We start from the raw sequence: 24,283 nt of genomic DNA on the forward strand, positions 1-24,283 counted from the left end.
AGGATGCGCCGCTTGCTCCTTTCTGCAAGCCCATGATCTTTTCCGAATCCGACGCCGCCTCCGTGGCCCGCGCCCTGGTCGAGGCCGACGCCGTGCGCCTGGCCGAAGGCACCCCCTTCTTCTACACCTCGGGCTGGGCCAGCCCGGTCTACGTCGATGTGCATGCCCTGCTGGCCGAACCCGCGCGTCGACGCCAGTTGCTGGACCGCATGGCCGAGGCGGTGGCGCCGCGGGTGCGCGAACAGGGCATCGGCGCCGTGGTGGGCACCGAAAGCTCGGGCATCGCGCTGGCCGCCTGGCTGGCCGAGCGCCTGTCGTTGCCCCTGCTCACGCTGCGCAAGCGGCCCATCGGCTGGGGCGTGCAGGCGCAGTTGCAGGGGCGGCTGGCTCCGGGCTGCCGCACGCTGCTGGTGGACGACGTGAGCACCGACGGCCGCTCCAAGAACGCCGCCGCGGCCGCGCTGCGCCAGACCGGCGCGCAGGTGGACGACGTGCTGGTGCTGTTCGACTACGCCATCTATCCGCAGGTGCCGCCCGCCTCGGCGCCGGTGGCGCTGCACGCCCTGGCCTCGTGGCGCCATCTGCACGCGGCCCTCCAGCAGGCGGGCTGCCTCGACGACGCCGCGCTGAAGATGCTGGCCGAATTCAGCGCCGCCCCCATCGAATGGTCGGTGGCCCACGGCGGCACGGGGGTGGCGGCATGACGCCCTTCGATCTTCTGGACCGAATCGGCCAGGCCACCCATGACGGCCTCGGCATCACCCGCGAAAGCTATGGCGACGGCGAAAGCGCCGCGCTGACGCTGCTGACGCAGGAGGCCGAAGCAATGGGCTTGGCCGCCGAGACCGACCGCGCCGGCAACCTGTGGCTGCGCATCGCGGCCGACCGTCGGGACGAACCGGCCGTGGTCATCGGCTCGCACGTCGACTCGGTGCCGCAGGGCGGCAACTACGACGGCCTGGCCGGCGTGGTGGCCGGCATCGCGGTGCTGCAGGCGCTGGCGGCCGACTGGCAAAGCCTTCCGCCGCTGCGCGTGCTGGCGCTGCGCGGCGAGGAAAGCGCCTGGTACGGCCGCGCCTATGTCGGCTCCCTGGCGCTGCTGGGCCGCCTGCCCGCCTCGGCGCTGGCGCTGCGCCATCGCACGGGCACCGGCACGCTGGGCGAGGCCCTGGCCCGCTGCGGCGCCGACGTGGCGGCCATCGCACGCGGCGAGCTGCTGCTGCCGGCGCCCGTCGCCGCCTACCTGGAACTGCACATCGAGCAGGGCCCGGTGATGGTGGCCCGCGGCTGGCCGGTGGCGGCCGTCACCGGCATCCGCGGCAACCTGCGCCACAACCGCGTGCGCTGCCTGGGCGAGACCGGCCACTCGGGCGCCGTGCCGCGCTGGCTTCGCCACGACGCGGTGCTGGCCGTGGCCCAGCTGCTGGCCCGCATGGACGAGCACTGGCGCGTGCTGCTGCAGATGGGCATGGACCTGGTGATGACCGCCGGCATCTTCACCACCCCTGCCGCCTCGCATGCGGTGTCGGTGATCCCGGGCGAGGTGCAATTCAGCTTCGAGGTGCGCAGCCAGGATGCCGAGACGCTGCGCCGCTTCCATGCGCTGTTGAAGCAGGAATGCGAGACGGTGGCCGCGGAGCGCGGCGTGCGCTTCGAATTCGACGAGCCTGTCGCCAGCGCGCCCGCCACGATGGACGAGGGCTGGATCCGCCGCTTCGAATCGGCCGGCGCCGCGCTCGGCCAGCCGCTGGAGCGCCTGCCCAGCGGCGCCGGCCACGACGCCGCCGTGTTCGCCGCCGCCGGCATTCCTTCGGCCATGCTCTTCGTGCGCAACGCGCACGGCTCGCACAACCCGCACGAGGCCCTTGCGCGCGAAGACCTGGATGCCGGCATCGCCGTGCTGCGCGAAGCCGTGGCCTCGCTGCGGGCCGACCTGCCGGTCGGCGCGCTCGCCCCTGCCCCCCTTACCGCAGAGGCCGCGCCATGAACTGCACCGTTGTCGACGATCTGCCCGCCACCTGCGCCACGGCCGCCCCGGCCCGGGTGGCCAGCCACCACTGCCGCGTGACTGCCCACCAGGCGGTCAATGCGCGCTACCGCTACCTGCGGCTGCAGGCGGAGGCCGACCTGGCCGGCAGCACGCGGCCCGGGCAGTTCTATCAACTGCGCTGCCCGCAGACGAGCGCGCTGCAGCCCTTCCTGCTGCGGCCCATGAGCGTCTACGGCACGGGGCCGGAAGCCGGCACGGTCGAATTCCTCTATGCCGTCGCGGGCACCGGCACGCAGGCGCTGGCCACGCTGGCCGAAGGCCAGTCGATGGAGATCGTCGGTCCGCTGGGCCAGGGATTCACACTCGACGCGGGGGCCCGGCGCGTGCTGCTGGTGGCCCGCGGCGTGGGTTTGGCCACCATGGCGCCGCTGGTGCGCCGAGCGGCGCAGGCCGGCATCGCCATCGACGTGCTGCTTTCCGCCCGCAGTCCGGCCGACGCGATGGCCGACGAACTGCTGCGCGGCGCACCGGCCACGGTGCATGCCGTCTTCGACAGCGATGGCAGCTCCGCCGTGGACCGCGTCGAACCGCTGCTGGCCGGCCTGCTGACCGCGGGCTGCGACGCCGTCTACACCTGCGGCTCCGAGCGACTGGCGCTGCTCCTGCGCCGGCTGCTGCAGCCGCATCCGCAGGTCCGGGCCGAGGTGGCGCTGGAGCAGCGCATGGCCTGCGGCATGGGCGTGTGCCTGTCCTGCGTGCGGCCCTTCGAGCAGGACGGCCGCGTCGCCCTGCAGCGCGTCTGCCGCGAGGGCCCGGTGTTTCCGTTGCGCGAGATGGTGGGAGGCTGGCATGGCTGATCTCTCGGTGCGCATCGGCAGCCTGGCGCTGCGCAACCCGGTGATGCCGGCTTCCGGCTGCTTCGCCGTCGAGTACCAGGAAGCGCTGGACCTGGGCGCCCTCGGTGCCCTGGTGATCAAGAGCGTCACGCCCAGGACGCGCGTGGGCAACCCGACGCCCCGCGTGGCCGAGGTGCAGAGCGGCCTGCTCAACTCCATCGGCATCCCCAGCAAGGGGCTGGACGCCTTCGTGCGCGACGTGCTGCCGGCCTACCAGGGCTTCGGCACGCCGGTGGTGGTCTCGCTGTCGGCCGATACGGTGGCCGAGTTCGCGGCGGCCGTGCAGGTGTTGTCGAGGCCCGGCGTGGCCGCCATCGAGGCCAACATCTCCTGCCCCAACCTGGAGGCCGACGGCCTGGCCTTCGCCATGAGTGCGCGCAGCACGCACGACGCCATCGCCGCCATGCGGCGCGCCACCGGCCTGCCGCTGTGGGCCAAGCTGACGCCCAACGCAGGCGACGTGTCCGCCATCGCCCGCGCCGCCGAAGCGGCCGGCGCCGACGCGGTGGTGATGGGCAACACGGCGCTGGGCATGGCCATCGACGTGCACACCCGCCGCCCGCGGCTGGGCAATGGCATGGGCGGACTGTCGGGGCCGGCGCTCAAGCCGGTCACGCTGCGCATGACCTACCAATGCGCGCGGGCGGTGCGCATCCCGGTCATCGGCTGCGGCGGCATCGCCACGGCCGAGGACGCCGTCGAATACCTGCTGGCCGGCGCCACCGCCATCCAGGTGGGCACGGCCTCCTTCATCGATCCCGCCGCGATGCAGCGCATCGTGGCCGGGCTCCACGATTACTGCGCCGCACACGGCGTGGCGCGGGCGGCCGAGCTGACCGGGGCCGTCCAGATGGAAGGCGAGGAACAACGCAGTTGGCGGGCGCAGGCCGCCGCCTGGGCCTAACGCCGCCGCCGCACTCCAAGCGTGCGGCCCTCGCGTGGCCGTGGTGCACGCCAGGGCGGTTCATCCCAGGAATGAACCACATTCGTGCGCCAGGCTTGCATACCAGATTGGCATGCTTCGTGCTCGCCATCCGCGCATGGCGATCTCGTCCACCGACATCAGCAACCGCATCGTCGAAGCGGTCCTGGCCCAGAAGCTGGCGCCCGGCTCCCGCCTGGGCGAGCAGGAGCTGGCGCTGCTCTTCGACTGCAGCCGCACCATCGTGCGCGAGGCGCTCACCCGCCTGGCGGCGCGCGGCATCGTCACGGTGAGCGCCCGCCGCGGCTGGTACCTGATCGAGCCCTCGCAGGACGAGGCGCGCGAGGCCTTCGAGGCCCGCCGCGTGATCGAGACCGGCCTGATCCGCCAGAGCGCCAGCGGCGTGCGCAAGGAGGCCCTCAAGCGACTCAAGCTGCACCTGCAGCAGGAAAAGGCCGCCCTGCGGCAGGACGACATCGGCAAGCGCAGCTACCTGCTGGGCGACTTCCACGTCTGCCTGGCCGACTGCCTGGGCAACTCGCTGCTGGCCGACACCCTGCGCGACTACACCGCCCGCACCACGCTGATCGCGATGCGCTACCAGTCCACCCACGATGCCGAGCAGTCCTGCGAGGACCACGTGCGCATCGTCGAGGCCCTGGAGCGCGGCGCCATCGCCGAGGCCGAGGCGCTGATGGCCGAACACATCGGCACGGTGCAGGCGGCGCTGAGCGTCTCCACCGCGCCCGACCCGCTGGCGCGACTGCGCGAAGCCCTGGCGCCCGTGCGGGCGGGCGGCGCCAACCCCGACGCCGCCCCCTCGGCACAGCTTTTGCGAACCACCCCGTCCAAGGCTGCTGCGCGCAAGCGCGGCGCCGCCGGCGGCCCCGATTCCTCCGACGACTCCTCCACCTACCTGGGAAAGCTTCTATGACGCCCTCCAAACGCCTCTTCACCCTCGGCCTGGCCGCTGCCGCACTGTTCGCCGGTGCCGCGCATGCCCAAAGCGCGCTGGACAACGTGCTCAAGTCCAAGACGCTGAAGGTGGCCATTCCCACCGACTACCCGCCCTACGGCTTCGTCGGCACCGACATGGCGCCCCAGGGCCTGGACATCGACATGGCCAAGCTGATCGCCTCGAAGATGGGCGTCAAGCTGGAACTGGTGCCGGTGACCAGCGCCAACCGCATCCCCTACCTGCAGACCAAGAAGGCCGACCTGGTCATCAGCACGCTGGGCAAGAACGCCGAGCGCGAGAAGGTCATCGACTTCAGCTCGGCCTATGCGCCCTTCTTCCAGGGCGTGTTCGCCAAGAAGACGATGGCCGTCAAGGACTTCAAGGACCTCACCGGCAAGACCGTGGCCGTGACCCGCGGCGCCATGGAAGACCAGGAGCTGAACAAGGTCGCCCCGAGCGGCGTGGACTACCGCCGCTTCGAGGACAACAACGCCACCGTCGCCGCCTACGTGGCCGGCCAGACGCAGGTGATCGCCATGAGCGGCGCCGTGGCCGCCGAGATGATCCGCAAGAACCCGCAGATCAACACCGAGTTCAAGCTGCTGCTCAAGGACAGCCCCTGCTTCGTGGGCATCGCCAAGGGCGAGGACGCGCTGAAGGCCAAGGTCAACGAGATCATCGCCAACGCGAAGAAGGACGGCACGCTGGACAAGATGTCGAAGCAGTGGCTGGGCAAAGCCGCTGGCGACCTGCCGGTCTGATAGCACCCCCATTGCTTGATCGCGTCCTGTAGCCGTATTGCCCGAGACCTCCCATGACCTTCGACTTCTGGGCCATCCTTTCGGAATGGCCGCTGCTCCTCAAGGGGGTGGCGTGGACCCTCGGGCTCACGGCCATCGCCACCGTGATCGGCATGGCGCTGGGCATCGGCTGCGCCTGGGCGCGGGCCTGGGGGCCGGGCTGGCTGCGCTGGGTGGTGGGCACCTATGTGGAGCTGATCCGCAACACGCCCTTCATCGTGCAGCTGTTCTTCATCTTCTTCGGACTGCCGGCCGCAGGGGTGAAGCTCACGCCCGAGGTGGCGTCGATCATCGCCATGGTGCTCAACCTCGGCGCCTATGCCACCGAGATCATCCGCGCCGGCGTGGAGGCCACGCCCAAGGGCCAGATCGAGGCCGCCGCCAGCCTGGCGCTGACGCGGGCCCAGACCTTCGTGCGCGTGGTGCTGCCGCCCGCCATGAAGAAGGTGTGGCCGGCCATGGTCAGCCAGATCATCATCGTGATGCTGGGCTCGGCGGTGTGCGGCCAGATCTCGGTCGAGGAGCTGAGCTACGCCGCCAACCTCATCCAGAGCCGCAACTTCCGCGCCTTCGAGGCATTCATCGTCGCCACGGTCATCTACCTGCTGCTGGCCATCGGCGCACGGCGCCTGTTCAACTGGGCCGGCCCCCGGTTCTTCGGCCGCTGAAGGAGCACCACGATGGTCGAATTCACCCTCTGGGACATCCTCCGCAACCTGCTGCTCGCCGCCCGCTGGACGGTGGTGCTGTCGCTGATCGCCTTCGTGGGCGGCGGCGTGGTCGGCGGCCTGCTGCTCGCGGCGCGGCTGCGCGGCGGCAAGGCCGTGCAGCGGCTCATCGGCGGCTATGTGCAGCTCTTCCAGGGCACGCCGCTGCTGATGCAGCTCTTCCTGGCCTACTTCGGCATCGCGCTCTTCGGCATCGACGTGTCGCCGTGGACCTCGGCGGCCTTCGCCCTCACGCTCTACACCAGTGCCTTCCTCACCGAGATCTGGCGCGGCTGCGTGGCCGCCATCCCGCGCGGCCAGTGGGAGGCGTCCTCCAGCCTGGCGCTGAACTTCGGCGAGCAGATGCGGCATGTGATCCTGCCGCAGGCCGTCAAGATCGCCATCGCGCCGACGGTCGGCTTCCTGGTGCAGGTCATCAAGGGCACGGCGCTGGCCTCGGTCATCGGCTTCGTGGAGCTGACCAAGGCGGGCGGGATGATCTCCAACGCCACCTTCCGCCCCTTCACCGTGTTCGCCTGCGTGGCGCTCATGTACTTCGCGCTGTGCTTCCCCGTCAGCCTCTACGCCAAGCATCTCGAAAGAAAGACCCATGGCCGCCGTTCCTGAAACCCACGCCCATGTCGAGCCCGGCGCGCCCATCGTGCGCATCACGGCGCTCAAGAAGTCCTACGGCAGCAACCAGGTGCTCAAGGGCATCGACCTGGAAGTAGCACGTGGTGAGGTGATCGCCATCATCGGCAAGAGCGGCTCGGGCAAGAGCACCCTGCTGCGCTGCATCAACGGCCTGGAGGAGTTCCAGGAAGGCGCGCTCACCGTCGACGCCAAGCCGCTGCTGCACGACAGCGCCATGGCCATGCGCGAGCTGCGCCAGCGCGTGGGCATGATCTTCCAGAGCTTCAACCTGTTCCCGCACCTGTCGGTGGGCCGCAACGTGATGCTGGCGCCCACGCTGGTGAAGAAGAAGAACAAGGCCGAGACCGAGGCACAGGCGCGCAAGCTGCTCGCCCGCGTGGGCCTGGCCGAGAAGTTCGACGCCATGCCCGACCAGCTGTCGGGCGGCCAGCAGCAGCGCGTGGCCATCGCCCGTGCCCTGGCCATGGAGCCGGCCGTGCTGCTGTGCGACGAGATCACCTCCGCGCTCGATCCCGAGCTGGTGGGCGAGGTGCTGCGCGTGGTGGAGTCACTGGCCGACGAAGGCATGACGCTGCTGATGGTCACGCACGAGATGAGCTTCGCCCGCAAGGTGAGCGACCGCGTGATCTTCATGCACCAGGGCCGCGTGCACGAGATGGGCCCGCCGGCCGAGCTCTTCGGCAATCCGCAGACGGCGGAGCTGAAGCAGTTCCTGTCGTCGCTGCACGACTGAGCGATCGTCACGCGCGGCAGAGGCCGCTCACTATCATCGGCGCCCTCACAAGAACGGAGACGCCGATGAAGCAAGAACACCGCATCCGCCGCCGGCGCGGCCTGGCCACCCTGCTGGGCACGCTGGCCCTTTGCACGGGCCTGGCCGCGCAGGCCGCCTTTCCCGACAAGCCGCTGAAGATCGTCATCGGCTTTCCCGCCGGCGGCCCGCTGGACCAGCATGCCCGCCTGCTCACCGACCGGCTGCAGGCCGTGCTCGGCCAGCCGGTGCTGGTGGACTACAAGCCCGGCGCAGGCGGCTCGGTGGGCGCCGACTTCGTCGCCAAGAGCCCGGCCGACGGCTATACGCTCATGCTCGCCAACACCGGCGTGGCGGTGATCAACGGCGCGCTCTACCGCAGCCTGCCCTACAACACCCTGCGCGACTTCACGCCCGTGGCGCGCACCGCCATGCAGCCGCTGGCACTGCTGGTCAACAACAACGTGCCCGCCAGGACGCTGGGCGAGTTCATCCAGTACGCCAAGGCGCGGCCGGGCCAGATCAACTACGGCTCGGCCGGCAACGGCGGCATCAGCCACCTGGTGCCCGAGATGTTCAAGAGCGCGGCCGGTGTCTTCATGGTCCACATTCCCTACCGCGGCAGCGCGCCGGCCTTCACCGACCTGATGGGCGGACAGGTGCAGTTCATGGCCGAGTCCATTCCCCAGGCCGCGAGCTACCACAAGCAGGGCAAGGTGCGCGCCCTGGCCGTGACCAGCCGCGAGCGCAACCCAGCGCTGCCGGACATCCCGACCGCCATCGAGGCCGGGCTCAAGGGCTTCGAGGTGGTGGGCTTCTACGGCTTCTTCGTGCCGGACGGCACGCCCCGGGAGGTAGTCGACAGGCTGAGCGGCGCCTTCCAGCAGGTTCTGGCCCAGCCCGACCTGAAGAGCCGCATGGTGAGCCAGGGCGCGGATCCGGCCTTCCTCGGCAGCGCGGACTTCGGCCGTTTCCTGCAGGCGGAAACGCCGCGCTGGGCGGCGGCGGTGAAGGCCTCCGGCGCGCGGCTGGACTGAACATGCGGGCGGCGCCCTCGGCCCCACCGGCCGCTCGATGCCACGCGCATTGATCGAAGGCCGACGAAACATGCGGACACCACCTCTTCGATGGTCGAGGAACCCATCCCCCACCCCACCTTCAAAGCTCGCATGACGCACCCCGACCTCGCCGCCCGCCGCCGCCTTCTCGCCAGCGGCGGCGCCCTTCTCCTGCTGGGTGCCGTCCCACTGCGCAGCGCATGGGCCGGTTTCAACTTCTTCACCAGCGAGTACACCGCCTCGCGCGAGGAACTGCAGGCCCAGGTGGCGAAGAAATTCCCCTTGCGCCAGAGCGCCGGCGGCCTACTGGACGTCACGCTGCGCGACCCGCGGCTGGACCTGGACCCGGGCGCCAATCGCGCGATGCTGACCACCGCCGTCACCATCGCCAGCCCCTTCCTCAACCCCTCGCAAGTGGGCGGCCAGGTGGCTGTGAGCAGCATGCTGCGCTACGACCCCGAGACGCTGAGCCTGCGCCTGGACCAGCCGCGCGCGGAGCGCGTGGTGTTCGACGGCGTGGCTGGCCAGGACGCCGTGCGCCTGCAGCGCGCGGGCGCCGCCGTCGCGCAGGAGCTGCTGCAGGGCCAGGCCCTGCACACCTTCCGCAAGGAAGACCTGACCGTCGGCCGCAAGACCTACGAGATCGGCGACATCACCATGCTGGCGGACGGCATCAAGGTGCAGCTCCGATAGCGTGCGAAGGACGCGGCCACGCACGCTTCGCCGTGGCCGCGTCGCACGGGCACTGCAGGGCGCGTCCCGGCTGCTTGCCACACGTCCCGTGTCCCCGGGCAAACCCCGGCGCTGGCGCTGACGCCACCGTCATCGGCGGCGTCCAGAATCAGGGCATGTCCACGTCGCCTCCCCAGCCCCTGTCCCGCCGCGCCCTGCTCGGCCGCGGCACCCTCGTCCTGCTTCCCGCCTTCGCCAGCCTGGCCGCCTGCCGGGCCGTGCCCGAGGCGCCAACGCAGCGCTTGCTCGACCTGCAGGCGCATCGCGGTGGCCGCGGCCTCGCACCCGAGAACACGCTCGCCGCCTTCGACCACGCAATCAGCCTCGGCGTCACCACGCTGGAGCTCGACATCGGTCTCACGGCCGACGGCGTGGCCGTGATCTCCCACGACACCGCCCTCAACCCCGACCACACGCGCGACGCCCAGGGCCGCTGGCTGAGTGCCACCGGCCCCGCCATCCATCAACTGACCCTGGCCCAGCTCAAGACCTACGACGTCGGCCGGCTGAACCCGAACACCCAATACGGCCAGCAGTTCGCCACGCAGGTGCCGCGCGACGGCGAACGCATTCCCACCCTGGCAGAGCTGTTCGCGCTGGCCGACCGGCGCGGCGCGGGCCAGATCAGCTTCAACATCGAGACCAAGGTCGACCCCACCAAGCCCGCGGAGACCGCGTCGCCCGAAGCCATCACCGACGCCATCCTGGCCGAGGCGCGGCGCGCCGGACGAATCTCTCACGTGACGCTGCAGAGCTTCGACTGGCGTAGCCTGGTGTATGCCGAGACGCGCGAACCCCGTCTCTGGCGCGCCTGGCTCACCAGTCCGCGCACCGTGCAGGACAGCCGCTGGACCGCGGGCCTGCGCCTGGCCGACCATGGCGGCAGCGTGCCGCGGCTGATCGATGCCGCATCGCGGCGCGGCAAGGGCCTGTCCATCTGGTCGCCGGCCTTCGGCGACCTGCAGCCCCAGCAGGTGAAGGAGGCCCACGACGTGGACCTGAAGGTGCTGCCCTGGACGGTCAACAACCCCGCCGACATGGCCCGCCTGATCGACATGGGCGTGGACGGCCTGATCACCGACTATCCCGACCGGCTGCGCGCGCTGATGCAGGAACGCGACCTGCCGCTGCCGCCTGCGCTGCCGGCACGGTCCGCCTCAGCCTGACCTTTGCAGGCCGCGCCCCTGCACCGTACCGACCTCGAACACCCCGCTCGCGCCATGAACACGACCACCGACGCCGCCACCGCCCAGGACCAGCTCGCCCGACTCGCCGACCTGCTCGCCGCCACCCGCCGCGATCCGCTGCAACTTGGCCGCCTGTGCGACCACGCCCGCCAGGCCTCTGCGCTGCAGGCCGCGCTCCCACCGCGCTACGCGCCCGTCCTGCTCGACGTGGTGGACCGCCTGGAATCCAGCGCCTTGTTCAGCGAGGAAAGCTGCTCCTTCAGCCAGAAGGACCTGCTGGACAGCCTGCAGCTGTGGACGGACAAGGCGCGGGGTGTGCTGCTGGGCGGCTGAGTCTTCCTCGTGCACCTCTATGCACGGCGATGGGGGACTCAGTCCGGCTTGAGGCCGGCGCGCTCGATCACCGGCTTCCATCGCTGCAGTTCGTCACGCATGAAGGCCGCGAGTTGCTCCGGGGTCCCGCCGACCGGATCGAAGTAGGCGCCGAGCAGACGCTGTCGGACTTCAGGCTCGGCGAGCACAGCGGCGATTTCCCGGCTCATGCGCTCGACCACCGGCCGCGGTGTGTCGCGTGGCGCCATGTAGGCGAACCAGGGCACGGCCTGGATGTCCGGCAGACCGGACTCGCGCAGCGTCGGCAGATCGGGCAACAGCGCGGAGCGCTGCGCGGACGTCACGGCCAAGGCCTTGAGCTTGCCCGCCTTGACCTGCGGCATCACCGTCACAGGTGGCAGGCAGGCAAACTGCACATCCCCCTGCACCAGCGCCGTCACCGCCTGCGCCGACGAGGCGTAGGGAATGTGCACGGCGAATGACTGGGTCTTCGCCTTGACGAGCTCCACGCCGAGGTGCGCGATGGACCCATTGCCCGTGGAGGCGAAGTTGTACTTGCCGGGGTTGCGCCGCAGCGCATCCAGCCATCCCTTGACCGAATCGATGCCCGTCTGCGCATTGACGGCACAGACGTTGGGTGTGGTGGCTGCCAGCGATACCGGAGCCAGGTCACGGAAGGGGTCGTAGGGCAGGTTGCGGTAGAGCACCGTGTTGTAGACCAGCGGGGCATTGACCGACAGAAGGAAGGTGTAGCCATCCGGACTGGCCTTGGCCACCACGTCGGTGCCGGCGTTGCCGCCAGCCCCGGCGCGGTTCTCGACGATCACCGGCTGGCCCAGCCTCGGCGCCAGGCGGTCATTGACGATGCGCGCGAGGATGTCCGGCGACGAGCCGGCGCCAAAGGGCACGACGATGCGAATCGGGCGCCTGGGCCAGTCCTGCGACACGGCAGCGTTCTGGGCTTGAGCGGGCAAGGCTGCCGACACGATGGCCGCCAGCGCGGCCCATTGGAGGGTATGTCGACGCAACAGGGTCATTGGCCATCCTCCACCGGGGCCATGGCCGCATGGTCCTGCTGCTCGCGCGCGATGAAACCGGCCACCATCGCGCGATAGCAGGCGTCCACCACTTCGGGATAGGCGCCCTTGGCCTCGGCCAGCGCTCGCACCTTGGCGAACACCTGCTCCTGCCGGGCAGGCGCCGAGACCTGGAAGGCGTCACGCTTGAAGCGCGCGGCATCGCGCACATAGCGCCCCCGTTCGGCCAACAGCGCGACGATCTGCTCGTCCAGCGCATCGATGCCGGCGCGGATCTCGGCCAGCGAGTTGCAAAGCGGCGTGTAGCCGGGATCGAGGAACCGCCGCAGCGGCGGGCCGTGCGGATCGGGCTCCGTGCCTGAGAGGTGGGCAGTGGGAATGTTCATGAAGCCGGCCTCAAATGGGGTAGATGATCGAGTTCGGGATCATCTCGCTGTCGTACACCACCAGCCGCGACGCAAACTTGAGCGAGCCGTCGGGCATCCGCACCACCTCGTCGATGGTGCGGCCCACGTTGAACACGGTGGTCAGCTGCGACAGCTTGGTGCGGAAGACGGCGTAGTTGGCCTCGCAGTGGATGCGGCCGTCCACCAGCTCGCGCACCAGCGGCGTGCCGACCACGTGGCGCTGGTAGTAGGGGTCGTGGTAGAGCGTCTCGCGGATGCCGTAGACGCGGTCGCGCAGCATGGCCTTGCTCTCGAACGCCAGCGTGGCCAGCGGAAAGCCCCGTTCATGGTTCTCGCGTGGCTGCAGCCGGTAGCGGCAGTCCTCGGTGAAGAACTCCGGCCAGGCGTCCCAGTCGGCGGCGTCGAGCGCGCTGGCGTAGCGGGCGTACAGCTGGCTCAGCGCGAACCAGTCCTCGAAGTTGAGCGGGCTCATCGGGCGGCGCTCCCTTCCCCATGGACTTGGGGCGAGTCGCCTTCGGACGCACACGGCGACGGTCGGGCCGCCGCCGCTGCGGCCGGTGGTCCATCGGCCCCGGGTGCCTCCATCACGCCGCGCCAGTAGTCGTACATGCCGCGGATCAGCGTCTCGGTGACCATGTGGTCGGCATCGCCCACGTCGCGGCCGCCCAGTTCGGCCAGGGCGCGGTGGCCGGGCTTGCTCTCGAAGGCCATCTGCGACAGCTCGATCACCTCGCCGTCGTCGGCCGACACGAAGCCGGCCGGACCGAACAGGTTGGCCTGGCGCAGGCGGCGCTGCTGCATCTCCTCGGTGTCGTCCTCGAAGCCGAAGTGTGTCCATTCGAAGAAGAAGGCGCCGTGGCCGTCGGGCTGGATGTGGCGCGTCGAGACGCTGTTGACCTGCTGCTGCAGGATGACACTCGGAAATAAGGTCGTCATGACGGCGGTCGGAACAGGTGCCCCCACGCTCGCCACTACGTGTGCGTCGCTGCCCCCCGAGGGGGCGTCCGCCGCTTTGGGGCGGCCCGGCAGCGGCGGAGCGCCCCACCACGGCTCCGGCACGATGTCCAGGAAGCGCGCGTCCTCCAGCGACATCTTCTCCTTGAAGCTCGACACCTGCGTCACCTGCGCGGCGGCGCCCTGCTGGCCGCGGGTGGAGATCATGGCCGCGTGGCGGTGGCGCTCGTCCATCACCAGCTGCGACTTGTTGTCGGCCCGCCAGAGGCCGAAGGTGACGAACCAGGTGTGCAGCAGGCCGGGGTGGTACGGGTCCTTGATGTTCTCCTGCATCAGCTTCCAGTTGCCGGGAATGCGCTGGCGGTTGTAGCCCAGGATCTTGAGCTTGCGGCCGTTGAAGAGCCGGTCGAACCAGCGCAGGATGACCGGGCCCATGAAGTCCTCCAGCGACTCGACCTCATGGTCGAAGCTGGCGAACACCACGCCGCCGCGCGTGGCCACCTTGAGCTTGGTCAGGCCATGGTCCTCGGGCTTGAAGTCCTCGGGCATGCCGCCGTGCATCTCCCCGGACTCGTCGCGCACACCGCGGCGGAAGGGCACGCCCATCAGCTTGCCGGTGAGGTTGTAGTTCCATTGGTGGTAGGGGCAGGTGAAGCTCTTGCGGTTGCCGTGGCGCTCGCGGCAGAAGGCCATGCCTCGATGGGCGCAGACGTTCTCCACCACATGGATGCTGCCGTCCTGTGCGCGCACCAGGATCACCGAGCGCTCGCCGACGGCCGTGCGCTTGAAGTCGCCGGGGTTGGGAATCTCCGCCTCCAGGCCGACGTAGCACCAGTGGCCGCGGTAGAAGAAGCGCTCCAGTTCCTGGCGGTGCAGGTCGTCGCGGGTGTAGGCGGCAAAGGGAATGCGGCTGGTGCCGCCGGCTTCCCAGCGCAGCGGGGCCTCGTGGGGCGCGCTGTTCATCGTGTGTGTCTCCGTCGTTGTCGTAATGGGCCGCATCATCCAGCCGGGCCCACTATCCACCAATAGAATCCGGTGAATAGGCCCCATCACCATTGTCAATAACACGTCATGGACCTCAAGCAGCTCGACCTGAACCTGCTGCTGGTGTTCAACCAGTTGCTGGCCGAGCGCAGCGTCTCGGGCGCGGCGCGGGCGCTGGGGCTGAGCCAGCCGGCCGTGAGCAACGCGCTGGCGCGGCTGCGCAAGGCGGTGGGCGACGAACTCTTCCTGCGCACCTCGCGCGGCATGGAGCCCACGCCCCGCGCCGTGCAACTGGCCGAGCCGGTGGCCGCCGCGCTGCAGCTGCTGCAGCGCGCGCTGCGGCAGGACCAGGGCTTCGACCCCGCCACCAGCAGCCGCGCCTTCACCATCGGCATGACCGACATCGGCGAGATCTACTTCCTGCCCGGCCTCATGGAAGCCCTGGCCGAGGCCGCCCCCAGCGTGACCGTGAGCACGGTACGCAACACCGCGGTGCAGCTCAAGGACGAGATGGAGTCCGGCCATGTGGACCTGGCCCTGGGCCTGCTGCCGCAGCTGCGCACCGGCTTCTTCCAGCGGCGCCTGTTCACCCAGCGCTATGTGTGCCTGATGCGCCAGGGCCATCCGCTGGACAAGCGCCGCATCGGCCTGCGCGAGTTCAGCGCGGCCGAGCACCTGGCCGTGGTCTCCGCGGGCACCGGCCACGGCGTGGTCGAGGACGAGCTGGCCCGCCAGGGCATCGAACGCCGGGTACGGCTGACGGTGCCGCACTTCGTGGCCCTGGGCCACATCCTGGCTGGCACCGACATGATCGCCACCGTGCCCGAGCGGCTGGCCCAGCGCATGGCCGGGCCCTTCGGCCTGCGCTGGCTGGCGCACCCCGCCCCGCTGCCGGAGATCGGCATCCACCTGCTGTGGCACGCGCGCCTGCACCGGGAGCCGGCCAACCAGTGGCTGCGCCAGCTGATCGCGACGCGCTTCGGCGACGGCTGACACAATCCGCCGTTCATTCGACAACCCCTCATCGACCCGCAGCATGACCGCCCCCCTGACGCTCATCTCTTCCATGGCCACCCGGCAGATCCTGAACGACCTGGCGGCCGATTACGAACGCCGCACCGGCCAGGCGGTGAGGGTGGAATCGGTGGGCGGCGTCGATGCCGCCAAGCGCGTGCAGGCCGGCGAGGCCTTCGACCTGGTGGTGCTGGCGGCCAACGCCATCGACCAGCTGGCCACCGCCGGCAAGACGGCCGGCCCGCGCAAGGACCTGGTGACCTCGGGCGTGGCCGTGGCCGTGAAGGCCGGCGCGGCGCGGCCCGCCATCGACAGCGAAGAGGCCGTCAAGCAGGCCGTGCTGGGCGCGCAGAGCCTGGCCTATTCCACCGGCCCCAGCGGCGTGCAACTGGCCAAGCTCTTCGAGCGCTGGGGCATCGCCGCCGAGATCCAGCCGCGCATCGTCACCGCGCCGCCCGGCGTGCCGGTGGGCAGCCTGGTGGCCAAGGGCGAGGTGGCGCTGGGCTTCCAGCAGCTCAGCGAGATGCTGAATCTGGAAGGCATCGACATCCTGGGCCCGCTGCCCGACGCGATCCAGATCGTCACCACCTTCTCGGGTGCCGTGGCGGCCACCAGCACGCGGGCGGCTGAGGCCCAGGCGGTGCTCGACTTCATGGCCGGCCCCGAGGCCGCCGGCGCCATTCGTCGCCAAGGGATGGCGCCGGCCTGAGGGCCAGCCGCATCGGTGGCACGCCCACGCCGGGCGGTATTTCGGGACCGTCGATCCCCGTTTCCGCCAGGCCTTGACCGACGAGGCCGCCGGCCGAATTGAGCCGACGGCCCTCCCCACTTTTCCAATTCCTTTTTCCGATATGGGTCGCCGCCGTTCGCGGCGAGGCCAGCCACGACCTGGGGGCGGTGTCTGGCGGCAATCCAGCCAAACGCGCAGAAGAGGAATTAATTCACCAGCCTTTTCATTACATTGACAAAAGATTTCATTGATTGACTGAATGCACGTGGGCCGCGCTTCATACTGGGGGGCGGCCCGGCGCAAATCGATGGCCGCAGACGCCTGCTTCCCTTGAACCGCCATCGATGACCCTGCTGGGCTTCCAGAAAATGCCGGCCGAACAATTCATGATCCTGACCATCAGTTTTGTCTTGGCGGTCGTTCTTTTCTTCATCAGTGCCGAAGAAAGAAATACGGCGCAGAAGGTGGTCGCGTTATTGATCAGCCTGTGCTTTTCGCTGGTGATCTATTGCTGGACGTCGCTGCACCGGCCTTGAAGATGCGCGCCTCGCCGCGCACGCACGACACACGCGACAGGCCGCTGTGCATCCGGCCCACCTCCCCTGCCGCGGCTGCCCGCAACGGCGCGAGGCCCTGGCGCCCGAGGCCCCGCCACACGCAGCGGCCATGGGCCCGAACACCCCGCGTGTCGCGGCCTTGTCCGTCAAGACGACCGCTTTCGGCTGACGAGAATCCCGCGGCGCTCTGCGCGCCACGACGCTGACGGACGGGTGAGGACCCACGCCGGCTGTCTTTCCTGCGCTTTCCCCCACCGACAGCCGATATGCCGAACGTCTCCACCGTCCAGCCGTCCCTTTCAGAAGACTCGGGCCCAACGCCGTCCGACGGCACGGGCTGGCCGCCCGCAGGCGGCGAATGCGGGGCACTGATCCGCCAGCGGGACTGGTCGACCACCCCGCTGGGCGTGGTGGAAACTTGGTCACCAGCGCTGCGGACCACGGTCTCCAACATCGTCAACTCGCCCGTGCCCAAGGTGCTGATGTGGGGCACCGACCATGTGATGCTCTACAACGACGCCTACCGGGCCGTGCTGGGCACGCAGCATCCCGATGCACTGGGCCGGACGACGATGGAGGTGTGGCCGGAGATCGCCGAATGGAACCGGGAGGTGCTGCAACGCTGCCTTGGCGGCGAGATCGTCTGCTTCCGCGAACACGCGATGACGCTGATGCGCGAGGACGGGCCGCGGCAGCATGTCTTCGACCTTTTCTACACGCCGGTGTACGAAGCCGCGGGCGCGGCGGCCGGCGTCATGTGCACCGTCCTCGACGTGACCGACCGGGCGCGGCAGGAAGCCGGGCTGCGCGTTGGCAACCGGCGCTTTCGCACCGCCATGGACGCCGTCCATGGCGTGCTCTGGACCAACAGCGCCGACGGCCGGATGACCGGCGAACAGCCGGGCTGGGCCGCGCTCACCGGGCAAACCCAGCAGGAATACGAAGGCTACGGCTGGGCCGACGCCCTGCATCCGGACGATGCGCAGGGCGCCATCGCCACCTGGAATGCGGCCGTCGAAGGCCGCACCATGTTCATCCACGAGCACCGGGTGCGCCGCAGCGACGGCGTCTGGCGCAACTTCGCCGTGCGCGGCCTGCCCATCCTGCGCGCGGATGGCAGCATCGACGAATGGGTGGGCGTGCACACCGACATCACCGAACAGCGCGCCGCGGAACGCAGCCTGGTGGCCCAGGCCACGGCGCTGGCCGCCCAGGTGCGCCACCGTGAACGGGCCGAGGAGCAACTGCGGCTGCTCAACGAGAACCTCGAAGCGCGCGTCATCGCCGAGATCGACGAGCGCCGGCAGGCCGAGGCCAAGCTCGCGCAGGCGCAGAAGCTGGAGTCCATCGGCAAGCTCACCGGCGGCGTGGCCCACGACTTCAACAACCTGCTGCAGGTCATCTCGGGCAGCCTGCACCTGCTGTCCAAGGACATCGCCGGCAACGAGCGCGCACAGCGGCTGGTGGCCAATGCCATGGCCGGCGTCTCGCGCGGGGCCAAGCTGGCGGCCCAGCTGCTGGCCTTCGGCCGGCGCCAGCCGCTGGAGCCGCGCGTGGTCAACGCCACCCGCATGGTGCAGGGCATGGACGAGATGCTGCGCCGCGCCCTGGGTGGCGCGATCGAGATCGAGACGGTGCTCGGGGGCGGCCTGTGGAACACCTTCGTCGATCCGAACCAGATCGAGAACGCGGTGCTCAACCTCGCCATCAACGCGCGCGACGCCATGAACGGCTCGGGCCGGCTGACGATCGAGCTGGCCAACGTGCACCTGGATGAGTCCTACGCGCGGCAGCACGACGAGGTCGCGCCGGGCCAGTACGTGATGCTGGCTGTATCGGACACAGGCGCCGGCATGCCGCCGGAGGTGATCGCCCGGGCCTTCGAGCCCTTCTTCTCCACCAAGCCGGAAGGCAAGGGATCGGGCCTGGGCCTGTCGATGGTGTACGGCTTCGTCAAACAGTCCAACGGCCACATCAAGATCTATTCGGAAGTCGGGCATGGCACCACCGTGAAGGTGTTTCTGCCGCGCGCCATGCAGGCGGAGGATGTCGCGGTGCGACTGGACGCCGGCGCCGTCGAGGGCGGCACCGAGGTCGTGCTGGTGGTAGAGGACGATGCCGAAGTGCGCGAGGTGGTCGTGGCCATGCTGGCCGACCTCGGCTACCGGGTTCTGCAGGCCTCGGATGCATCCAAGGGCCTGGCCGTGATCGAAAGCGGCATTCCGGTCGATCTGCTCTTCACCGACGTGGTGATGCCCGGCCCGCTCAAGAGCCCCGAGATGGCGCGTCAGGCCCGCCAGCGCATTCCGGACCTGGCGGTGCTCTTCACCTCGGGCTACACCGAGAACTCCATCGTCCACGGCGGCCGGCTGGATGCCGGCGTGGAGCTGCTGTCCAAGCCCTATTCGCGCGAGGCCCTGGCGCGCAAGGTGCGCCACCTGCTGGGCAACCGGGCGCAGCGGCAGGCCGCCGCGCCCGCGGCCCCTGCGCCCTCCAGTGCCGCTCCGGCCTCCGCATCGACGCCAGACCGGCCGGCCGCGGCGAGCGCCACAGCCGCCCCGGCCCGCCCCAGCGCCGGCGTCGTGCTGCTGGTCGAAGACGATCCACTGATCCGCGTGACCTCAGCCGCGATGCTGACCGACACGGGCTTCACCGTGGTCGAGGCCGGCAGCGCCGAGGAAGCCGAGGCCCTGGCGCAGCGCCATCGTCCGCAGGTCATGGTGACCGACATCAACCTGCCCGGTGCCTCGGGCACCGAACTGGCCGCGGCCCTGCGCACGCAGGTGCCCGAACTGGTCACGATCTTCGCCAGCGGCGATGCCTCGCCCCTGCTGCGCGGCGAACTCAGCGGCAGCCTGATCCTGGCCAAGCCCTACACCTCCGCGGCGCTGGTCTCGGCCGTGAAGGCGGCGCTCGAACCCGCGGCACCGATGCAGGCCGCCTCGACGGCCGCTGCGACAGACGGACGCCACTGACGAGCCTGGGCGCCGGCCACGGCGCTCGGCGATGATGGCCGGCCACCTTTTGACCGCAAGGAGCCGCATGACGCAGACCCCCACCCTTCGAAAGAACGAAGCCGCCCACCGCTACGAGATCCTGCTGGGCGACGCACTGGCCGGCTTCAGCGAATACAACGTGCTCGCCAACGGGCTGGTGTTCACCCACACCGAGATCCTTCCCGAATTCGAGGGCCGCGGTCTGAGTTCCACGCTGGTGCGCCACGCGCTGAAGGATGTGCGGGCGATGGGCACGCGCGTGATTCCGGTCTGCCCCTTCGTGGCGGCCTTCCTGCGCAAGCATCCCGAGTTCCACGACCTCATCGCACCGGAAAGCCGCCGCGCCTTCGGCATCTGAGCCTGGGCTCGCACGAAGCTTGCTTCGCGCCGTGCACCACTCCTCCCGGCCGCGCCATGACCGACACCACCCCGCCCACACCGCCTGATGAAGCCGCTCTATTCGAGGTGGTGGTGGATGAGATCCTGGCGCACTTGCGGGAACGCAGCTTCTTCGTTTCACGCATCACCTTGCGCAACGGGCTGCTGGCCTATGCGCAGCGGGAGGGCGTGACCCCGCTGAGCGGCGCGCGGGTGGCCGACGAGCTCATGCGGCTACACATGATCAGCCCGACCGAGCTGCTGCAGCTCTCCTGATCCGAGCGCCGGAAAGTCTCTTGTCCCCGTCAACTCGTCACGCCCAGCGCCACCGCTGGAGCCGGACCGCACACCCTTCGGCTCTGAGCCGGTGCATCCGACAACCGCTCTGCGCCTGACGGGCAGCGCGAAGGCCCCTGCACCTACAGCGGGGCGCGTGGCCCGACGACGGGCCGAAAGATCGGTCCCTTCAACCATGGCGGTTCCGCAGCCGAGAGGGAAGGCTTCTCTCCCCTCCCCTCGGTCACCGAACCACCCATTGAAGAAGGAGCCCACCATGGCCCAGACCACCAACGACGTCATCGACACCCTCAACGACCTGCTGGAGAACTCGCGCGACGGCGAGTACGGCTTCCGACTCTGCGCCGAAGAGGTCGAGAACAGCAGCCTGCGCACCACCTTCAGCACCCGCGCTGCGGAATGCGCCCAAGCCGCTCGCGAATTGGAGGAAGTCGTGATCCGCCTGGGCGGCAAGCCCGCAGACGGCGGCACCGCGTCCGGCGCGCTGCACCGCGGCTGGGTGCATGTGAAGGGCGCCGTCGGTGCCAACAGCGAAGAGTCCATGCTCGAAGAATGCGAGCGCGGCGAAGATGCCGCCGTGGCGCGCTACCGCAAGGCACTGCAGCAGGATCTGCCGGCCGATGTGCGCGCGCTGATCGAGCGTCAGGCGCAGGGCGCGCAGAAGAACCACGATCAGATCAAGCGCCTGCGCGACGAGGCGCGCGCTGCCAGCTGATTGCCCGCGGGGCTCGTGCCCCGTGTGAGCGTTGGCCTGACGGGCGTCTTGCGTGGCAGCGGATTGAGGGCCAGGGTTGGCTGATCCTGCGCACCCGCGAGAGTAATCATCACGCACAACTAAAGCACGTCAGTGCAGACCGAAGCCGGCCCGTGCCCGCAGCAGGCGCACCCAAAGTTTAGGCCCCCAGCGCGCGATGGCTCGCAATAGTTGCAGCCATGAGCGTGGCAACCCTGCTTCTTGATCGCCCAGACGAACAACCGGCCGCCCAAGCATCGGCGGACCGCCCGGGGTCTGGCTTCGCTATTCGACATTGGCCGCCCAAGCCAGTCGAATGTTACTGAGGCTGGTGAGCGGTCAGGCAGGAGCGACCGCGGCAATGTCAAGCTGTAACGCTTTGCTATCTCCTTCTTACGCATCACCCACGGCAGCTGCGCCAAGTCCAGATGCGTGAGCAGCAGTTCGATGTCTCGCTGATCCGAATTTCCGTGCCGTGTAGCCGCTTGGCTAGCACAATGCTGTGGTTGCGGCCGGAAGACACAACCCGTGCAACTTCAACGCTGAGAACAGCCGGGTAGGCGCCGACGGTGCTGCGGGGGCGGCCACACACTTCCAGCGTACCCCTCTCGGCACGGTGCCGCAGCGGATGGAAGCGGATGAATGTCTTCACCCGACAAACGCAATGTCCTTACTACGCAGGCACAATTAATCGCAGGCCTTCGCGCAACCTCTGCGGAACCCTCTTGGCGCGCAGTGGGGCACATCCAGATTGGGCAGCGGGGGACAGGTATGTCAGAGAGCCACAACGGCCTGCACAACTGGCATCAGGGCGTCGCAACAACCTCCACAGCACTTCAAGCGACAATCACTTCTGTTGCACAACAACGGATCAAACATGACGCAAGCAATGGCGCCGCTGCACCAACATCTCCAGCCAGTCGACTTGCCACTGGCTCAGATCTATCTCGATCCAAACAATCCTCGATTCACCGACTCAGACTGGGCATACATCGCGACTGAGCACTGGGATAAACCTGATGTACAGGAAGCTGCCCATCGGAGGCTGATAGCCGACTTCGATGTGGAGAAGCTTCGCATGAGCATGGAAGTCAACGGATTTCTTCCAATTGATCGGGTAATCGTCAAGCAGTTTGCACACGACAAATATGTCGTGCTTGAGGGCAATCGTCGTATCGGCGCAGCGAAACTGATAGGCCAGTACGCGCTTGACGGCTCCGCTGTTTCTCCAACCGTTATTGAGTCACTCGCCAGCATCCCCTGCCTTCTGTACACCGGAACGGATGGGGACGCAGCTTGGGTCTTTCAGGGATTGCGGCACATTTCCGGCGTTGCCGAATGGTCTGCATTTAACAAGGCAAAGTTGCTTGTCGAACAAATGGAGAAGGACTCACTATCGCTTACACAAGTCGGAAAGCGATTCGGGCTGACTCCTCATGGAGCAGGTCAGTGGGTTCGCGGATATTATGCTTTCAAGCAAGCTCGCGAAGCTTCCGACTACATAAATGAAGTTGACGAACGCTCCTACCCGTATTTTCAGGAACTCTTCGGACGAAGCTCAGCACCAGTGCGCGAGTGGCTGGAGTGGAATGATGATAAGTATGAGTTCACAAGCAAATTGAATCTCGACGAATTCATATCTTGGCTTTATCCAAGACCCGATACGGGAGTAGAGGACGGGACGTCGAAAAAGGGCGACTTCGGGCGGAGGCGTATTGCCAGGCGTGATGACATTCGCCAGCTTGCCGTTCTGATGATTAATGAGAAGGATCTGTTTGAACAGTTTAGAGGGGGAACCGACCTTGAGGCTTGTTATTCACTGCTGCTGACCCGCCGCTTTGAAGAGGAAGCGAAAAGAAAGTCAGATCCGGTCTCCGAACTGTTCGCGGCAGTCGAAATCTGCACGAAGGTCGTAGGCAATGTCCCTTACAAGGCGATGAAGGACCCCGAGACAAAAGCAAAGATTATCGAAGCACTTATAAAACTGGAGAACGTGATCTCTGATATCAAGCCCTAATTTTTGTGAGCGAGAAGAAAGAACTACTGGCCGCCTTGCATCGAACGCAACTTGCGCCGGGAAATACGGACTTTCGCGCGTTGCTCAGCCAACTAGCGCAAACGACACTCCGAAAGGCTCGGTCAGACGCAGATGCGTTCGCCGACGTCAACTTGCGCAAATATTGGAACTGGTTGGCACGCGAGATAGATGAGCACATTGCAAGGGGTTTAACGCCATTCTTCCTTCAGGCTACAGGCGGTGTCTTTGCGATTTCCTCCGCGTGTCACACGCTGGCCGCATCTGGTAATGCTCAGGATAGATCGCGCGGGACCTTAGCGATGTCTCGTCCACAAGTTCTTCGTCAAATTGATGCGCTGACAGATAGAGAGTATGAGGCATTGGCCTGCGTCTCATGCACGGCGATTGGTAGCACTCAAACGTTGCTCACTCCGCCCGGCAACGAAGGAGGAATTGACTTCTTTGCAACTCTATCAATGCATACGAAGACACATGTCTTCTCTGCAGTCGGTGCGGAAGTCCGGATTGTCGGTCAGTGCAAGAAGTATGGCTCACCAGTAGCCGTAGACAAATTAGAGCAATTCATAACGACAATGCAGAACGTCAGACATCGAAGTGATCGAGTACGTCGCCACATTCCAGCATGGTTTGAACAGTCGAGGGGACCAATTATCGGCTGGGTCATGGCTCACTCAGGATTTCAAACTGGAGCGGCCGACGAAGCGAAGAACCACGGTATCATCCTTTCCGACACTCTTGATCTTGCAGAACTGATCTGCCTCTCTACTGGCTTTCATGCAGCACTACCGCCGGCAGATCGGGCAACAAAGTTAGTGGACGAGTGCAGAAACTGGCTCTAAGCGACGCCCACGCCTCGCGCGAATTGAAGAGCTACGGCAGGCAGCTTAACTCAGATTTAGGAGGGCAGTTCAAATCTGAAATACAGCGCCCACGCTTTCCGCAAATGGTGAGCTGTTCAGTAATTGCTCTATTGCTCTCTCTTCTCGGAGCTCTGCGCACTTCGAATTCGGATGTCGCGTTCAGCGTCTGCAATGACATCATTTAACTGATCATCGCCGTTTCCGCCTGCTTGCAAAATTGTTCTAGCATAACGAACACGAGTCACAAATTTCTTGACAGACAGCAGACCTTGTTCGTATTCAAGGCATGCTTGGTCAAGTACATGATAGG

At 67.7% G+C, this 24,283-nt stretch carries 26 protein-coding genes; 22 read left to right on the plus strand and 4 right to left on the minus strand.

The window, feature by feature from the left end; genetic code table 11:
* Positions 1-32: 32 nt before the first annotated feature.
* The 13 genes from KBC94_RS08160 (at position 33) to KBC94_RS08220 (ending at position 10,988) form a co-directional block, all read left to right on the plus strand.
* Complete coding sequence (locus KBC94_RS08160; protein ID WP_294368488.1) at positions 33-704, plus strand: phosphoribosyltransferase; 672 nt, start codon at positions 33-35, stop codon at positions 702-704.
* Positions 701-1,987, plus strand: coding sequence for a hydantoinase/carbamoylase family amidase (locus KBC94_RS08165; RefSeq protein ID WP_294368490.1), 1,287 nt, complete (start codon positions 701-703; stop codon positions 1,985-1,987). Before KBC94_RS08160 ends, KBC94_RS08165 begins: the two co-directional genes overlap by 4 nt.
* Positions 1,984-2,847 (plus strand): dihydroorotate dehydrogenase electron transfer subunit, encoded by an 864-nt coding sequence (locus KBC94_RS08170; protein WP_294368492.1) that lies wholly within the window; start codon positions 1,984-1,986, stop codon positions 2,845-2,847. The genes KBC94_RS08165 and KBC94_RS08170 overlap by 4 nt, the downstream gene beginning before the upstream one ends.
* Positions 2,840-3,790, plus strand: coding sequence for a dihydroorotate dehydrogenase (locus KBC94_RS08175; protein WP_294368494.1), 951 nt, complete (start codon positions 2,840-2,842; stop codon positions 3,788-3,790). Before KBC94_RS08170 ends, KBC94_RS08175 begins: the two co-directional genes overlap by 8 nt.
* A gap of 136 nt (positions 3,791-3,926) precedes the next feature.
* Complete coding sequence (locus KBC94_RS08180; RefSeq protein WP_294368496.1) at positions 3,927-4,742, plus strand: GntR family transcriptional regulator; 816 nt, start codon at positions 3,927-3,929, stop codon at positions 4,740-4,742.
* A complete protein-coding gene (locus tag KBC94_RS08185) occupies positions 4,739-5,527 on the plus strand; it encodes a transporter substrate-binding domain-containing protein (protein WP_294368498.1) in 789 nt (262 codons plus the stop codon). Before KBC94_RS08180 ends, KBC94_RS08185 begins: the two co-directional genes overlap by 4 nt.
* A 53-nt stretch (positions 5,528-5,580) precedes the next feature.
* Positions 5,581-6,234: an amino acid ABC transporter permease gene (locus tag KBC94_RS08190; RefSeq protein ID WP_294368501.1), complete on the plus strand. Its 654-nt coding sequence runs from the start codon at positions 5,581-5,583 to the stop codon at positions 6,232-6,234.
* 12 nt (positions 6,235-6,246) lie between these two features.
* Positions 6,247-6,900 carry an amino acid ABC transporter permease gene (locus KBC94_RS08195; protein ID WP_294368503.1) on the plus strand — a complete coding sequence of 218 codons (654 nt, stop codon included), beginning with the start codon at positions 6,247-6,249 and terminating at the stop codon, positions 6,898-6,900.
* The gene (locus KBC94_RS08200; RefSeq protein ID WP_294368504.1) at positions 6,884-7,660 is read left to right on the plus strand and encodes an amino acid ABC transporter ATP-binding protein; all 777 of its coding nucleotides are present in this window, start codon (positions 6,884-6,886) and stop codon (positions 7,658-7,660) included. The genes KBC94_RS08195 and KBC94_RS08200 overlap by 17 nt, the downstream gene beginning before the upstream one ends.
* 65 nt (positions 7,661-7,725) lie before the next feature.
* Positions 7,726-8,715, plus strand: coding sequence for a tripartite tricarboxylate transporter substrate binding protein (locus KBC94_RS08205; RefSeq protein ID WP_294368506.1), 990 nt, complete (start codon positions 7,726-7,728; stop codon positions 8,713-8,715).
* Positions 8,716-8,847: 132 nt separating this feature from the next.
* Entirely contained in the window at positions 8,848-9,429 is a 582-nt protein-coding gene (locus KBC94_RS08210; RefSeq protein ID WP_294368508.1) for a DUF1439 domain-containing protein, read from the plus strand.
* Between the two features lie 155 nt (positions 9,430-9,584).
* Positions 9,585-10,634: a glycerophosphodiester phosphodiesterase gene (locus tag KBC94_RS08215; protein ID WP_294368509.1), complete on the plus strand. Its 1,050-nt coding sequence runs from the start codon at positions 9,585-9,587 to the stop codon at positions 10,632-10,634.
* A 54-nt stretch (positions 10,635-10,688) separates the two neighbouring features.
* Entirely contained in the window at positions 10,689-10,988 is a 300-nt protein-coding gene (locus KBC94_RS08220; protein ID WP_294368513.1) for a hypothetical protein, read from the plus strand.
* A 38-nt stretch (positions 10,989-11,026) separates the two neighbouring features.
* On the opposite strand, the gene KBC94_RS08225 is transcribed toward KBC94_RS08220, so the two are convergent.
* From KBC94_RS08225 to KBC94_RS08240, 4 genes are read right to left on the minus strand one after another with little or no spacing between them, the layout of a single operon-like run.
* Positions 11,027-12,025: a tripartite tricarboxylate transporter substrate binding protein gene (locus tag KBC94_RS08225; RefSeq protein ID WP_294368515.1), complete on the minus strand. Its 999-nt coding sequence runs from the start codon at positions 12,023-12,025 to the stop codon at positions 11,027-11,029.
* Positions 12,022-12,411, minus strand: a complete 390-nt coding sequence (locus KBC94_RS08230) for a chorismate mutase (protein ID WP_294368518.1) — start codon at positions 12,409-12,411, stop codon at positions 12,022-12,024. Before KBC94_RS08230 ends, KBC94_RS08225 begins: the two co-directional genes overlap by 4 nt.
* A gap of 10 nt (positions 12,412-12,421) precedes the next feature.
* Positions 12,422-12,904, minus strand: a complete 483-nt coding sequence (locus tag KBC94_RS08235; protein ID WP_294368520.1) for an aromatic-ring-hydroxylating dioxygenase subunit beta — start codon at positions 12,902-12,904, stop codon at positions 12,422-12,424.
* Positions 12,901-14,349, minus strand: coding sequence for an aromatic ring-hydroxylating dioxygenase subunit alpha (locus KBC94_RS08240; RefSeq protein WP_294368524.1), 1,449 nt, complete (start codon positions 14,347-14,349; stop codon positions 12,901-12,903). Before KBC94_RS08240 ends, KBC94_RS08235 begins: the two co-directional genes overlap by 4 nt.
* Positions 14,350-14,457: 108 nt before the next feature.
* Between KBC94_RS08240 and KBC94_RS08245 the strand changes: the two genes are divergently transcribed.
* From KBC94_RS08245 to KBC94_RS08285, 9 genes are all read left to right on the plus strand, one after another.
* A complete protein-coding gene (locus KBC94_RS08245) occupies positions 14,458-15,363 on the plus strand; it encodes a LysR family transcriptional regulator (protein ID WP_294368526.1) in 906 nt (301 codons plus the stop codon).
* A 43-nt stretch (positions 15,364-15,406) separates the two neighbouring features.
* Positions 15,407-16,093 carry a substrate-binding domain-containing protein gene (locus KBC94_RS08250; RefSeq protein ID WP_294368529.1) on the plus strand — a complete coding sequence of 229 codons (687 nt, stop codon included), beginning with the start codon at positions 15,407-15,409 and terminating at the stop codon, positions 16,091-16,093.
* A gap of 365 nt (positions 16,094-16,458) precedes the next feature.
* Positions 16,459-16,650, plus strand: coding sequence for a hypothetical protein (locus tag KBC94_RS08255; RefSeq protein WP_294368532.1), 192 nt, complete (start codon positions 16,459-16,461; stop codon positions 16,648-16,650).
* Between the two features lie 287 nt (positions 16,651-16,937).
* Positions 16,938-19,646 (plus strand): response regulator, encoded by a 2,709-nt coding sequence (locus tag KBC94_RS08260; RefSeq protein WP_294368534.1) that lies wholly within the window; start codon positions 16,938-16,940, stop codon positions 19,644-19,646.
* A gap of 67 nt (positions 19,647-19,713) precedes the next feature.
* Positions 19,714-20,025: a GNAT family N-acetyltransferase gene (locus KBC94_RS08265; RefSeq protein WP_294368536.1), complete on the plus strand. Its 312-nt coding sequence runs from the start codon at positions 19,714-19,716 to the stop codon at positions 20,023-20,025.
* A 56-nt stretch (positions 20,026-20,081) separates the two neighbouring features.
* Positions 20,082-20,321 (plus strand): hypothetical protein, encoded by a 240-nt coding sequence (locus tag KBC94_RS08270; protein ID WP_294368539.1) that lies wholly within the window; start codon positions 20,082-20,084, stop codon positions 20,319-20,321.
* Positions 20,322-20,598: 277 nt separating this feature from the next.
* Positions 20,599-21,057 carry a PA2169 family four-helix-bundle protein gene (locus KBC94_RS08275; protein WP_244917779.1) on the plus strand — a complete coding sequence of 153 codons (459 nt, stop codon included), beginning with the start codon at positions 20,599-20,601 and terminating at the stop codon, positions 21,055-21,057.
* 895 nt (positions 21,058-21,952) lie between these two features.
* Complete coding sequence (locus KBC94_RS08280; RefSeq protein ID WP_294368543.1) at positions 21,953-23,092, plus strand: ParB/Srx family N-terminal domain-containing protein; 1,140 nt, start codon at positions 21,953-21,955, stop codon at positions 23,090-23,092.
* Positions 23,093-23,097: 5 nt separating this feature from the next.
* Positions 23,098-23,952, plus strand: a complete 855-nt coding sequence (locus KBC94_RS08285) for a restriction endonuclease (RefSeq protein ID WP_294368546.1) — start codon at positions 23,098-23,100, stop codon at positions 23,950-23,952.
* Positions 23,953-24,283 lie beyond the last annotated feature (331 nt).

This window comes from Pseudacidovorax sp. (assembly GCF_017991995.1).
In the GTDB taxonomy this organism is placed as follows: Bacteria; Pseudomonadota; Gammaproteobacteria; order Burkholderiales; family Burkholderiaceae_C; genus Xenophilus.

Bases quoted from the DNA above. Each gene is read 5' to 3' on its own strand.
- KBC94_RS08260 (WP_294368534.1), top strand. From the start codon at position 16,938: ATGCCGAACGTCTCCACCGTCCAGCCGTCCCTTTCAGAAGACTCGGGC.
- KBC94_RS08165 (WP_294368490.1), top strand. From the start codon at position 701: ATGACGCCCTTCGATCTTCTGGACCGAATCGGCCAGGCCACCCATGAC.
- KBC94_RS08220 (WP_294368513.1), top strand. From the start codon at position 10,689: ATGAACACGACCACCGACGCCGCCACCGCCCAGGACCAGCTCGCCCGA.
- KBC94_RS08255 (WP_294368532.1), top strand. From the start codon at position 16,459: ATGACCCTGCTGGGCTTCCAGAAAATGCCGGCCGAACAATTCATGATC.
- KBC94_RS08215 (WP_294368509.1), top strand. From the start codon at position 9,585: ATGTCCACGTCGCCTCCCCAGCCCCTGTCCCGCCGCGCCCTGCTCGGC.
- KBC94_RS08235 (WP_294368520.1), bottom strand. From the start codon at position 12,904: ATGAGCCCGCTCAACTTCGAGGACTGGTTCGCGCTGAGCCAGCTGTAC.
- KBC94_RS08175 (WP_294368494.1), top strand. From the start codon at position 2,840: ATGGCTGATCTCTCGGTGCGCATCGGCAGCCTGGCGCTGCGCAACCCG.
- KBC94_RS08210 (WP_294368508.1), top strand. From the start codon at position 8,848: ATGACGCACCCCGACCTCGCCGCCCGCCGCCGCCTTCTCGCCAGCGGC.
- KBC94_RS08270 (WP_294368539.1), top strand. From the start codon at position 20,082: ATGACCGACACCACCCCGCCCACACCGCCTGATGAAGCCGCTCTATTC.
- KBC94_RS08185 (WP_294368498.1), top strand. From the start codon at position 4,739: ATGACGCCCTCCAAACGCCTCTTCACCCTCGGCCTGGCCGCTGCCGCA.
- KBC94_RS08170 (WP_294368492.1), top strand. From the start codon at position 1,984: ATGAACTGCACCGTTGTCGACGATCTGCCCGCCACCTGCGCCACGGCC.
- KBC94_RS08230 (WP_294368518.1), bottom strand. From the start codon at position 12,411: ATGAACATTCCCACTGCCCACCTCTCAGGCACGGAGCCCGATCCGCAC.
- KBC94_RS08245 (WP_294368526.1), top strand. From the start codon at position 14,458: ATGGACCTCAAGCAGCTCGACCTGAACCTGCTGCTGGTGTTCAACCAG.
- KBC94_RS08200 (WP_294368504.1), top strand. From the start codon at position 6,884: ATGGCCGCCGTTCCTGAAACCCACGCCCATGTCGAGCCCGGCGCGCCC.
- KBC94_RS08240 (WP_294368524.1), bottom strand. From the start codon at position 14,349: ATGAACAGCGCGCCCCACGAGGCCCCGCTGCGCTGGGAAGCCGGCGGC.
- KBC94_RS08250 (WP_294368529.1), top strand. From the start codon at position 15,407: ATGACCGCCCCCCTGACGCTCATCTCTTCCATGGCCACCCGGCAGATC.
- KBC94_RS08280 (WP_294368543.1), top strand. From the start codon at position 21,953: ATGACGCAAGCAATGGCGCCGCTGCACCAACATCTCCAGCCAGTCGAC.
- KBC94_RS08180 (WP_294368496.1), top strand. From the start codon at position 3,927: ATGGCGATCTCGTCCACCGACATCAGCAACCGCATCGTCGAAGCGGTC.
- KBC94_RS08195 (WP_294368503.1), top strand. From the start codon at position 6,247: ATGGTCGAATTCACCCTCTGGGACATCCTCCGCAACCTGCTGCTCGCC.
- KBC94_RS08225 (WP_294368515.1), bottom strand. From the start codon at position 12,025: ATGACCCTGTTGCGTCGACATACCCTCCAATGGGCCGCGCTGGCGGCC.
- KBC94_RS08205 (WP_294368506.1), top strand. From the start codon at position 7,726: ATGAAGCAAGAACACCGCATCCGCCGCCGGCGCGGCCTGGCCACCCTG.
- KBC94_RS08190 (WP_294368501.1), top strand. From the start codon at position 5,581: ATGACCTTCGACTTCTGGGCCATCCTTTCGGAATGGCCGCTGCTCCTC.
- KBC94_RS08275 (WP_244917779.1), top strand. From the start codon at position 20,599: ATGGCCCAGACCACCAACGACGTCATCGACACCCTCAACGACCTGCTG.
- KBC94_RS08265 (WP_294368536.1), top strand. From the start codon at position 19,714: ATGACGCAGACCCCCACCCTTCGAAAGAACGAAGCCGCCCACCGCTAC.
- KBC94_RS08160 (WP_294368488.1), top strand. From the start codon at position 33: ATGATCTTTTCCGAATCCGACGCCGCCTCCGTGGCCCGCGCCCTGGTC.